We start from the raw sequence: 11,769 nt of genomic DNA, 5'->3' as shown, positions 1-11,769 counted from the left end.
TCCTTCTGAGGCGTCGGGTTCCCGTCCGGGGCGGCTGCGTCTGGGAACCCGGCGGTCTGCGCCTGACCTGTCCCCGGGGCCAAGTCAGCGCTTGTTTCGGACGGGGGCCCCTTTTTGTTCGACGTCTCCGCCTCTGCCTCTGGTCTGTCGCCGGTGGCGGTCATAGATTGGCCTCATGAAAGCGAAAATCCGGCTCTATGTAGACGCGCCTTTGGGGCAGGGACAAGCGGTCGCTCTGACGCGGGAGCAAGCGCATTATCTGTTTGGCGTCATGCGGCTTGGCCAAGGCGGCGTTGTGGCGCTTTTCAACGGGCGTGACGGGGAATGGCGCGCGCGCGTCGTCGAAGCGGGCCGCAAGGGCGGCACGCTGGAATGTGAGGCGCTGACGGCACCGCTTGCCATGCCGCCCGACCTGTGGCTCTGCTTTGCGCCGATCAAGAAGGCCCGCACCGACTTCATCGTCGAAAAGGCGGCCGAAATGGGTGCGCGCCGGATCCTGCCCGTTGCAACGGAGTTCACCAATTCCGAGAGAATCCGCGTCGACCGGCTACAGGCACACGCGGTCGAGGCTGCGGAGCAATGCGGCGGGACGTTTGTTCCGGAGGTCTGCGATCTGCAAAGGCTCGATGCGCTCCTGCGGGGCTGGGACCCCGCCCGCCAACTGATGTTCTGCGATGAAACCCGCGCGGGTGGCTCATCCGCCCTGACAGGCGGCCTCGCGGGGCCGTGGGCGATACTGATCGGGCCGGAGGGTGGATTTTCGCAAGCCGAACGCGACACGCTCGGCGCGCTTGCCTTTGCGCACCCGGTGGCGCTTGGACCGCGGATCCTCCGGGCCGACACCGCAGCGGTGGCGGCGATAGCGCTCTGGCAGATGCACTACGGAGACTGGAGATGATCCGCCCGGAAGCGGCCGCCATGCTCAAGCGTTGGCGCGGGGTGCTCATCGCCGCGACCCTTGTGCTTCTTGGTGTCTACTGGGCGTTGTGGCGCGGGACGGGCCTTCTCGAATGGGTCGGCTATGCCATGGCCGGTGCCGGTATCGGGCTTGGCATCACGGCGGTGCAGCGGTTGCGTTTCGACCAGGGGCATGGCGGGCCGGGGGTCGTCTCGGTTGTGGAGGGCCGGATCACGTATTTCGGGCCGCTGGGCGGAGGCGTCGCCGATCTCGAGGCGCTGAGCGCGATCACCTTCGACCCGCGCGCCAAGCCGGCGCATTGGCTGCTCGCGCAGCCCGGGCAGCCCTCACTTGCGATCCCGGCCAATGCCGAAGGGGCGCAAGCGCTCTTTGATGCCTTCGCGCATCTGCCCGGTTTGCGCATCGGCGCACTGGTTGACGCCACGCGCGCTAGCACCGCGCCGGTGCTTGTCTGGCAGCGCGATGGCACGGGGCCTGCACCGCGCACCGCCACATCCGCACATGGCAACCGCCCACGCCGGTTGCATTGACACCCGGGACAATCCCTTACATGGCTGGCGCAGCAAAATTCAGCGACGCGGAGGCGCCCCCATGTCCATTCCTCAGTCCGGCGGCGGGCCGATCGAGCATTACGAACAAATGGTCCAGTACCTCGCGGATGGCTGCAAGCCGAAGGACGCGTGGCGAATCGGCACGGAGCACGAGAAATTCGGCTACTGCAAGGACAGCCACAAGCCGCTGCCCTATGCGGGCGAGCGCTCTATCGAAGCGGTTCTGAGCGGGTTGCGGGACCGGCACGGCTGGTCTGAAGTCCGAGAAGGCGGCCACCTGATCGGCCTCGAGAAGGATGGGGCCAACGTCTCGCTGGAACCCGGTGGTGCGTTGGAGTTGTCGGGCGCGCCCCTCGAAACGATCCACCAGACCTGTGACGAGGTGAACGAGCATCTCGCGGAGGTCAAGGAAATCGCCGACGAGATCGGCGTCGGGTTCATCGGCCTTGGTGCTGCGCCGGAATGGGGCCATGACGAGATGCCATTGATGCCCAAGGGCCGCTACAAGCTGATGGACGCCTATATGGGGCGGGTCGGCAGCATGGGTCGCGTCATGATGCGCCGGACCTGCACCGTGCAGGTCAACCTCGATTTCTCCTCCGAAGCCGACATGGTGCAAAAGCTGCGCGTGGCGATAGCGCTACAGCCCGTTGCCACGGCGCTGTTTGCCAATTCGCCATTCTTCGAGGGCCAGCTGAACGGGCACAAGAGTTGGCGCAGCCGCGTCTGGCGTGATCTCGATGATGCGCGCACCGGCATGGTCCCGTTTGTCTTTGACGACGGCTTCGGTTTTGAGCGGTGGGTCGAATACGCGCTCGATACGCCGATGTATTTTGTCTATCGCGACGGCCAGTATATCGATGCGCTGGGCATGTCATTCCGTGATTTCCTCAAGGGGGAACTGCCCGCCTTGCCTGGCGAGACGCCGACCCTGTCGGATTGGGCGGACCATCTGACCACGCTCTTCCCGGAAGCGCGGATCAAGAAATTCATCGAGATGCGCGGTGCGGATGGCGGCCCGTGGCGGCGGTTATGCGCCTTGCCCGCCTTTTGGGTCGGCCTGTGCTACGATCAGGCCGCGCTCGACGCCGCCTGGGATCTGGTCAAGGGCTGGGACACGGAGACGCGCGAAGCGTTGCGTGTGGCGGCATCCGTCGACGGGCTGCAGGCCCGCGTCGGCGACATCTGCATGCACGATCTGGCGCGCGAGGTCGTGGCCATTGCCGATGCCGGTCTCAAAGCGCGGGCGCGCCCGGGCGCGGGCGGTCTGGTGCCGGACGAGACCCACTTCCTCAACGCGCTGAAAGAGAGCGTCGAATCGGGCCAGGTGCCCGCGGATGAGCTTCTCGGGCGCTACCACGGCGACTGGAACGGGGATCTGAGCCGGATTTACGCCGATTACAGCTACTGAGCGCGGCGTGTGCCGGGAAGGGGGTATCGAGCGTCGCACGACCTCTGGCATACGCGGGAGCAGCTTGGCTTCGTGAGGCATCACGCCCGCGTCGCTTTGCAAGGGCCGCGCTCTCGTGCCGTCGCGCTGATATCGGCGCGGTCGAACACGGGTCACACCCTGTCCGGGCCAGATGTCTGTGGGGGCGAGAGGTTTTTCCCCCGGTTTGCGTCGCGCCAACCGGCAAGCCCGCCCTGTTTGCAGTGACACCAGGGACGGTCAGCCGGGGGCGTGTTTGCCCAGAACCTGACGCTGGTAATAATCGGAAATCGCCTCGCGTCGGGCGGCGAGTTCGTCTTCGCTCACCGGGCGGTCGGCATTGATCAGAACGGCATAGCTTTGATACGGATTCGGCTTGCCGGACCGGGCGTATCCTCCGCGATTGTGGCGATTTGCCGGACCCCAGCGGTTCTCTTCCTCGTCGCTCTTGCGGCAGAGCAACAGGATATACCAAAGCCCGCCCACCATCGGCACAAGGTTGACGAACCACCACATGGATGAGCGCCCGGTGTCGTGCAGGCGGCGCGCCGCAAGCGTGATCGACGGGATCAGCGTCAGCACGAAGAACCAGATCGTCAGATAGGAAAACGGGTTGACCGGTGGTGCATCCGCCGCAAAAACCGCAAACATATCCCAGAAAATCACAACGAAAAATCCGATAAAGCGCGCCAGCCACGCCCACCAGTATTCCGCGCGGGTCGCACGTCCGTTCCATTTCAAGGCGTTAAAAAGAAACGATTCCAGCGCAGCCATTGGTCCGATCATCGTAGCGACTCCTTTTGCACCTGCCGGCAGTGTTTCGTCATGGTGAGGCAATTGTTCGGCACCCGTATGAAAATGCTGTGCGCGGTGCCGGGCGAAGGGGCGCTGAAAGCGGCGAGCGCACAGAAAAACGCCCTCCCGCGGATCGGCGGAAGGGCGTGTATTGCTCGCGGTGGTCAGAGCGCGGCGCTGCGACCGATTGCCTAGGACCAATAGCCGAGATCAATAGCCGATGGCACAGCCGTCCTTGCGCGGATCCGACGCTCCCTCAAGGACACCGTTCTCGTGGATCTTGATCGCCTGCGCGCCGCCAATGGCGGTTTCGGGGGTCTCGATTTCATGCCCCTTGGCGGCCAGCGCCGCCCGCACATCGTCACCGATCCCGCGTTCCAGCGACAGCTTGCCCTTTTCGGCGAAGCTGCGCGGTGCGTCGAGCGCTGCCTGCGGGTCCATGCCGTAATCGAGCATGTTGGTCACGACCCGTGCATGGCCGCAGCACTGGTATTGTCCGCCCATCACGCCAAACGGCATGGTGATGCGGTCTCCATCGGCGAGCATCGCCGGAATGATCGTGTGCATCGGGCGCTTGCCCCCGGCCAGCATGTTGGGGTGGCCCTCCTCGAGCGAGAAGCCCGCGCCGCGGTTCTGCAACAGGATGCCGAATTTCTCGCTGGCAATGCCCGAGCCGAAGCCGTGGAAGATCGAGTAGATCAACGAGACCGTCATGCGGTCCTTGTCGACCACGGTGATATAGATCGTATCCTTGTGCACCGCTTCAGACGCGCTGCGTGCCGACGGCATCGCACGGTTCGGGTCGATCAGCGCAGCCAGCCCCTTGGCCGTTTCGGGGCTGAGCAGGTGATCGAGCCGGGTCATGTGGGCGGGATCGGCAACGAAACGGTCGCGCGCATCATAGGCCAGCTTGGCGGCTTCCGCTTCGATATGGATGCGTTCGGCGCCGAATGGCTCCATCGAGGCCAGATCGAAATGCGACAGGATGTTGAGCATCAGATGCGCGATGATGCCCTGACCGTTGGGCGGATGCTCAAGAAGCGTCTGGCCCTTGTAGTGGCCGCTCACGGGCGCCCCGGTCGTCGTTTGAGTCGAAGCGAAATCCTCTGCGCTGTGTGTCCCGCCCATGGCCGACAGCACGCTGAGCATGTCCTCCATGACCTCGCCGGTGTAAAACCCGTCGCGCCCCTGCGCGGCCACCCGGCGCAGCACCTCCGCCTGCCCCGGCAGGGCGAAAATATCGCCGTATTGGTACAGCGCGCCGTTCTTGAGGAAATGGCTGCGGCCGTGCCCCTGAAGGGTCGGCGCGTCTTTCTCCCAGTCCCAGGACACACGCGCCGAAACGGGCACCCCGGCTTCCATGTAGCCGATCGCGGGGGCGAGGCTGTCGGCGATGCCCAGCTTGCCCCATTTTTCCGACATGGTGCAAAACGCATCCATCGCGCCGGGAATGGTAACCGCATGGGCCGAATGCAGCGGGATGGTCTCGTGCCCCTGCGCGCGCAGCGCCTCGGCAGAGGAGCCGGCGGCGGCGCGGCCGGACCCGTTGACGGCGACAACGTCGCTGGCCTTGCCGGAGGGTGAGATCAACGCAAAGCAGTCGCCGCCGATCCCGGTCATCTGCGGCTCTGCAAGCCCGAGGATCACGGCGCCCGCAATGGCGGCATCGACCGCGTTCCCGCCTTGTTTCAGGATGCCGACCGCTGCCTGTGCAGCGAGCGGGTGTGATGTGGCGCAAAGCCCGTTGGTGGCCATGACGGCAGACCGTCCCGGCATATGAAAATCGCGCATTGTCTCTCCCTCGAAGTCCCGCGCCATACCTAGCGGGTTGGGCGTCAGGGTCAATTCGCCATCACTTTGGCGATGGCGTCAGGATGCAAGGAGCGGTTGAGCCAAGCGGGATTGGCATGACCACAACCAGCGCCCCGGCATGCCGTGAAAACCATCTGCGTCGCTGCCTTGAGAGCGCGTCGGCGGCGACGCGCGGCGTGCGCATTTTGCCAAAATGTCCGAATCGGCCTTAGTATGGGACAGGTATTCTGGCCTCTATTGTGCCCGTGCCTGTATTTTAGAAGGCTTTTCGACATGCCTGACTTCGGGGGAATTTGAACCATGGCAGATTTTTCGATCACTGGTGCGGCCGTCTCGACAACGCAGTTTCTCAACGGGGGCGAGCATGGCTTCATCGCCCCGAATACCGGGATTTCTGTCCTTGGCGGCGACGGAGTCGAGGCCACGGCCGGAGAGAATTGGCTCACGGTTCTGGGCTATATCAACGCGACTGGCGGGACGATTGCCGCGGTCGACGGGGGCGGCACCGCCTTCGAGATGACGGTCGGCAGGGACGGCTACCTGACGGCGGAAAACCCGATTGGCGGCACCGTGGATATCGACGTCTCGCAGCGCTTTTCGCTGGTGAACGAAGGCACGATCTATTCCTCGCGTGACTATGCCGTGGAGATGCGCGCCACGGACGGTTCCGCCGAGGCTTTCCTGCGCAACACCGGTGCGATCACCGCCAATGAGGGCAACGCGATCCTGCTTGCCACGGGCACCGAAGAGGTCGAGTTCTACAATTCCGGCAGCATCACCTCCGACGATGTTTCGGTGTTTGTGGTGCGGACCGAATCCGCGACGGGCGACATCACCTTCAACAATACCGGCGAGGTTCTGAGCGGCGATCTCGACGCGTTCCTGATCGCGGCGGGCGACGGGTCCACCACCGATTTCTTCAACTCCGGCATCATCAGCGCCGATGCGACCGCCATCGAGTTCGAGGATGACGGGCAGGTGTCGATCCGCAATACCGGTACCATTCAGGGCGAGACCCGCGCGATTGAAACCGAAGGTGGCGATGACGAACTGATCAATCTCGGCACGATCATCGGCAATGTCGACCTTGGCGGAGGCAGCGACACGATCGACAGCCGCGGCGGGATCATCACCGAAGGCGCGCTGCGTGGCGGTGCGGGCGATGACCTCTATCTTCTGGACAGTGACGAGATCTTCGTCGCCGAGGAGCCTGGCGGTGGAACGGATTTCGTGCTCGCCTGGAGCGATTTTCACATCTCCGATCCGGATATCGAGAACCTGAGCCTGCGCGGATCGGGGAGTTTCCGCGGCGCGGGCAATGCCTCGGGCAACCGGATCGAAGGCAATGTCGGGGACAATGCGCTGTTCGGGTTTTCCGGCAATGACGAACTGACCGGGGGCGCTGGTGACGACAAGATCTTCGGGAGTTTCGGTGTCGACACGATTACGGGCGATGACGGCGATGACTGGCTGCACGGCGGCGCCGATGGCGACAACATCGCCGGTGGCACGGGCAACGACACGATTGAGGGGGGCACGGGCAACGACTTTCTGACAACGGGTGGTTTTGCCGGCGCGCGCAACATCGCGGATGGCGGCGCGGATAACGATATTCTGCTCAGCGGCGAGTCTTCGGACAGTCTGATCGGAGGCTCGGGCGATGACACGATCCTGCCGGGTGCGGGGGCTGATACCATCCGAGGCGGCAGCGGTGTCGACGTTGTCAATTACGGAGCAAGCCCCGACCGCGTCGTCGTCAATATCGGCGTCAATTTCTTTTCCGGCGGCCACGCAGAGGGCGATGCGGGAAGCGATCTCGAAGGCGTTTACGGCGGGGCTGGCAATGACCTGCTCGTCGGCAGTTCGGGTCCAAACGTCCTGCGCGGTGACAGCGGCGATGACAGCCTGCGCGCAGAAGGCGGGAACGACACGTTGCGTGGCGGCGAGGGGGCCGACACGCTCAACGGCGGAAGCGGCGCGGACACGGCGGATTACGGGGGATCAAGCGCCCGGGTCATCATCAACCTCGGCACCGGGTTCACCTCCGGCGGCGACGCGGCGGGCGATACTCTCATTTCCATTGAGCGGGTCTCGGGCTCCGCGCTGGGCGACCGCATCGTCGGGTCCAGCGCCGGCAACCGGCTTTTTGGCGAGGATGGCGACGATTATCTCGACGGCGGAGGGGCAGGGGACCTGTTGTTCGGGGGGGCTGGCAATGACGAGCTCGTGGGCGGCACGGGCGCAGATCAGTTCATTTTCGAATCCGGCTTCGGCGATGACACGATCAACGATTTCGAGGACGGCTCGGACCTGTTGCACGTCGCGGCGATTCCCGGCGTCAACTCCATCGCCGATGTCAGCATAGCGCCCAGCGGCGGCGATCTGGTGGTGCAGATTGGTGTGCTCGACAGCATCACGCTGCTCGGCGCAAACGGATCTGTGACGCTGACCTCTGCGGATTTCATTTTCTGAGCGGGGTGGACGTCTTCGCCCGATTGTCCGGTGCGAGTAATGGGCGCCGCCTTTCCCTGTGACGCGTGAAACCTGGGCGCACGGCATGTCGCGGGCACGCGCTTGCGGACAAGTGTCAGGGCTTGTGGCCAAGTGTCAGGGAGTGAACCTCGGTGCCGCGCATTGGGTGGGGGCTGATACACGCGACACCGAGGGAAGCTATAAGGCAGCTACAAGACCCGTTTTGCAGGCTGAATGCGGCGGAACCATGATGGCGACGGGGCAATTCCAAGACCGGCGCCGGGGTGGCGATGGTTTTGGCCTGTGCCCCGCTTGCCGGCTCTGCACGGGCCTGTTGCGTCCGATCGCACCAGACGCCGGCCGGTGCCCGCTGCGCGAATACGATCGCGGTGCGTCGGCGCTGGCGGCGCAGGCCATCGGGCTGTCGGAGTGTTTTTTTGGGGGGAGTGAACCTCGGTGCCGCGCGTTGGGTGGGGGCTGAAACACGCGACACCGAGGGAAGCCATTAGGCAGCTACAAGGACCGTTTTGCCGGGGGAATGCGGCGGCATTGTGGTGCCCCTGCGGCCATGCCGTGAAATCTTGTGCGCTGCGATACGCCCCGGCTCCCCGCGCGAGCGTCTTGGAAATTGTCGTGGCGGTCTGTCTTGACAGTTTGGCGCTCGCAAAGCCCGTTCCGCATGGCGGCGCAGCCGCGACAGACGGTGCCAAGCCTCTGACCGGTCTTGACGTCCCGACGGCAGCCCCCTATCACGCGGCATCCGCAAGGCCCCGGATTCGTCCGGGGCTTCGCTTTTGGTCGCTTGCGACCATCTCCACCGGGCACCTACGGGGGCCTATAACCCCGGCGGGCCGAACCCCGCCAACCATAGGCCGCTCTCTTGTGGAGGGGCCGCAAGCTAACGGAAGACAGAAAGCATGGCACTCAAGTCGTACAAGCCGACGACGCCGGGCCAGCGCGGGCTGGTGCTGATCGACCGTTCGGAGCTGTACAAAGGACGCCCCGTCAAGAGCCTCACCGAGGGTCTGACGAAGAATGGCGGCCGGAACAACACCGGACGGATCACCGCACGACGCCGCGGTGGCGGGGCGAAACGCCTCTACCGGATCGTCGATTTCAAACGCAACAAGTTCGACGTGAACGGCACGGTCGTCCGGATCGAATACGATCCCAACCGGACAGCTTTCATCGCACTGATCCAGTATGATGACGGCGAACAGAATTACATCCTCGCGCCCCAGCGCATCGGCATTGGCGACCGTGTGATCGCGTCGCAGAAGGCCGACATCAAGCCGGGCAACGCAATGCCGTTCTCCGGTATGCCGATCGGCACGATCGTGCACAATATCGAGCTGAAGCCCGGCAAGGGTGGCCAGATCGCACGCGCCGCGGGCACCTACGCCCAGTTTGTCGGTCGCGATGGCGGCTACGCCCAGATCCGTCTGAGCTCGGGCGAGCTGCGTCTCGTGCGTCAGGAATGCATGGCCACCGTCGGTGCCGTGTCGAACCCCGACAACTCGAACCAGAACCTCGGCAAGGCCGGTCGCGTGCGCCACATGGGCAAGCGTCCCTCCGTCCGCGGTGTCGTCATGAACCCGATCGACCACCCGCACGGCGGTGGTGAAGGCCGGACCTCCGGTGGTCGTCACCCGGTGACGCCATGGGGCAAACCGACCAAGGGCAAGCGCACCCGCAACAAGAACAAGGCGTCGCAGAAGCTGATCATCCGCTCGCGTCACGCCAAGAAGAAGGGGCGGTAATCCATGTCTCGCTCAGTATGGAAGGGCCCGTTCGTCGACGCTTACGTCCTCAAGAAGGCGGAAAAAGCGCGCGAATCCGGTCGCAACGAAGTTATCAAGATCTGGTCGCGCCGTTCGACGATCCTGCCCCAGTTCGTGGGTCTGACGTTTGGTGTCTATAACGGCCAGAAGCACATCCCGGTCAACGTGACCGAGGACATGATCGGCCAGAAGTTCGGTGAATATTCGCCGACCCGCACCTATTACGGGCATGCGGCCGACAAGAAAGCGAAAAGGAAGTAAGCCATGGGCAAGGATAAAAATCCCCGCCGCGTGGCGGAAAACGAAGCGATGGCCAAGCTGCGCATGCTGCGCACGTCGCCGCAGAAGCTCAATCTCGTCGCTCAGCTCATCCGTGGCAAGAAAGTCGATCGCGCTCTGACCGATCTGACCTTCTCCAACAAGCGGATCGCCGAGGACGTGAAGAAGTGCCTGCAATCCGCCATCGCCAATGCCGAGAACAACCATGGCCTTGACGTCGATGAGCTCATCGTCGCAGAGGCCTATGTGGGCAAGAACCTCGTGATGAAGCGCGGCCGTCCGCGGGCACGGGGCCGTTTTGGCCGCATCAACAAGCCGTTCTCGGAAATCACCATCAAGGTGCGCCAGGTTGAGGAGCAGGCCTAATGGGTAACAAGACCAATCCGATCGGTATGCGCCTGCAGGTCAACCGCACCTGGGACAGCCGCTGGTATGCCGACACCAAGGATTACGGCGATCTTCTTCTCGAAGATCATCGCATCCGTGACTTCATTCACGAAGAATGCAAGCAGGCCGGTATTGCCCGCATCATCATCGAACGTCCGCACAAGAAGTGCCGTGTGACCATTCACACCGCGCGTCCTGGCGTGATCATCGGCAAAAAAGGCGCCGATATCGAAGTGTTGCGCAAGAAGCTGGCGGCGATGACCGACAGCGAATTGCACCTCAACATCGTCGAGGTTCGCAAGCCCGAGCTGGATGCCCGCCTCGTTGGCGAAAGCATCGCACAGCAGCTTGAGCGCCGCGTGTCGTTCCGTCGCGCAATGAAGCGCGCGGTTCAGAACGCCATGCGCATGGGCGCCCTGGGCATCCGCGTGAACGTCGCGGGTCGTCTTGGCGGTGCCGAGATTGCCCGGACCGAATGGTATCGCGAGGGCCGTGTGCCGCTGCACACGCTGCGTGCGGATATCGATTACGCGTCGGTCGAAGCCGAGACGCCGTATGGCATCATCGGGATCAAGGTCTGGATCTTCAAAGGCGAGATCATGGAGCACGATCCTTCGGCACGCGACCGCAAGGCGCAAGAACTGCAAGACGGCCCCGCACCCCGTGGTGCCGGCGGCGGTCGGAGGAACTAAGCCATGCTTCAGCCAAAGCGTACAAAATTCCGCAAGATGCACAAAGGCCGGATCAAGGGAGAAGCCAAAGGTGGCTCCGACTTGAACTTCGGCACCTACGGCCTCAAGGCGCTTCAGCCCGAGCGCGTGACCGCGCGTCAGATCGAAGCCGCCCGTCGTGCCATGACGCGTCACATGAAGCGTCAGGGCCGGGTCTGGATCCGGATCTTCCCGGATACGCCCGTGACAGCCAAGCCCATCGAAGTGCGTATGGGTAAAGGTAAGGGATCCGTGGATCGCTGGGCCTGCAAGGTCAAGCCGGGCCGCGTGATGTTCGAGATCGACGGTGTGAATGAAGAGATCGCACGCGAGGCCTTGCGCCTTGCCGCGATGAAGCTTCCGGTCAAGACCCGCGTCGTCGTGCGCGAAGACTGGTAAAACCGGCCTTCACCGAAAGAATGGAGACCCCCGCCCGAACAATGGGCGGGGGTCTATTTTGTTTTGAGTTCACCGGTGTCCTGACGGGGCCGCTCGGATGCGGTGTTTCAGGTCTTGTCAGCCGTTGGCCAATCCGCTTGTCTCCGCTCTCCGCTCTCCGCTCTCCGCTCTCCGCTCTCCGCTCTCCGCTCTCCGCTCTCCGCTCTCCGCTCTCCGCTCTCCGCTCTCCGCTCTC

11 protein-coding genes are annotated in these 11,769 nt (G+C 63.8%); 9 read left to right on the top strand and 2 right to left on the bottom strand.

The window, feature by feature from the left end; translation table 11 throughout:
- Positions 1–175 precede the first annotated feature (175 nt).
- From J1C49_RS17625 to J1C49_RS17615, 3 genes are all read left to right on the top strand, one after another.
- Entirely contained in the window at positions 176–898 is a 723-nt protein-coding gene (locus tag J1C49_RS17625) for a 16S rRNA (uracil(1498)-N(3))-methyltransferase (RefSeq protein ID WP_227447156.1), read from the top strand.
- Positions 895–1,449 carry a hypothetical protein gene (locus J1C49_RS17620; protein WP_227447155.1) on the top strand — a complete coding sequence of 185 codons (555 nt, stop codon included), beginning with the start codon at positions 895–897 and terminating at the stop codon, positions 1,447–1,449. The genes J1C49_RS17625 and J1C49_RS17620 overlap by 4 nt, the downstream gene beginning before the upstream one ends.
- Before the next feature lie 61 nt (positions 1,450–1,510).
- Positions 1,511–2,881: a glutamate--cysteine ligase gene (locus J1C49_RS17615; protein ID WP_227447154.1), complete on the top strand. Its 1,371-nt coding sequence runs from the start codon at positions 1,511–1,513 to the stop codon at positions 2,879–2,881.
- A 258-nt stretch (positions 2,882–3,139) separates the two neighbouring features.
- Here the strand turns inward: J1C49_RS17615 and J1C49_RS17610 are convergent, their stop codons facing one another.
- Positions 3,140–3,685 carry a DUF805 domain-containing protein gene (locus tag J1C49_RS17610; protein WP_227447153.1) on the bottom strand — a complete coding sequence of 182 codons (546 nt, stop codon included), beginning with the start codon at positions 3,683–3,685 and terminating at the stop codon, positions 3,140–3,142.
- 219 nt (positions 3,686–3,904) lie between these two features.
- Positions 3,905–5,485, bottom strand: coding sequence for a gamma-glutamyltransferase (gene ggt, locus J1C49_RS17605; RefSeq protein WP_227447152.1), 1,581 nt, complete (start codon positions 5,483–5,485; stop codon positions 3,905–3,907).
- Between the two features lie 321 nt (positions 5,486–5,806).
- Here ggt and J1C49_RS17600 point away from each other — a divergent pair, with 321 nt between their 5' ends.
- From J1C49_RS17600 to rplP, 6 genes are all read left to right on the top strand, one after another.
- Positions 5,807–7,978, top strand: coding sequence for a calcium-binding protein (locus J1C49_RS17600; RefSeq protein ID WP_227447151.1), 2,172 nt, complete (start codon positions 5,807–5,809; stop codon positions 7,976–7,978).
- Positions 7,979–8,895: 917 nt separating this feature from the next.
- Positions 8,896–9,738 (top strand): 50S ribosomal protein L2, encoded by an 843-nt coding sequence (rplB, locus tag J1C49_RS17595; RefSeq protein ID WP_227447150.1) that lies wholly within the window; start codon positions 8,896–8,898, stop codon positions 9,736–9,738.
- A gap of 3 nt (positions 9,739–9,741) precedes the next feature.
- On the top strand, positions 9,742–10,020 hold the full coding sequence (rpsS, locus tag J1C49_RS17590; RefSeq protein ID WP_217777634.1) for a 30S ribosomal protein S19: 279 nt from the start codon (positions 9,742–9,744) through the stop codon (positions 10,018–10,020).
- 3 nt (positions 10,021–10,023) lie between these two features.
- Entirely contained in the window at positions 10,024–10,404 is a 381-nt protein-coding gene (gene rplV / locus J1C49_RS17585) for a 50S ribosomal protein L22 (protein WP_227447149.1), read from the top strand.
- Positions 10,404–11,117, top strand: a complete 714-nt coding sequence (rpsC, locus tag J1C49_RS17580) for a 30S ribosomal protein S3 (RefSeq protein WP_227447148.1) — start codon at positions 10,404–10,406, stop codon at positions 11,115–11,117. The genes rplV and rpsC overlap by 1 nt, the downstream gene beginning before the upstream one ends.
- A gap of 3 nt (positions 11,118–11,120) precedes the next feature.
- Positions 11,121–11,534, top strand: a complete 414-nt coding sequence (gene rplP, locus J1C49_RS17575) for a 50S ribosomal protein L16 (RefSeq protein ID WP_227447147.1) — start codon at positions 11,121–11,123, stop codon at positions 11,532–11,534.
- Positions 11,535–11,769 lie beyond the last annotated feature (235 nt).

The sequence above is a fragment of the Cognatishimia sp. F0-27 genome (assembly GCF_020667845.1).
Taxonomy (GTDB): Bacteria; Pseudomonadota; Alphaproteobacteria; order Rhodobacterales; family Rhodobacteraceae; genus JAFMPQ01.
The sequence above is the reverse complement of the archived record's forward strand: the minus strand, read 5'-3'. Positions and strand labels throughout refer to the sequence as shown.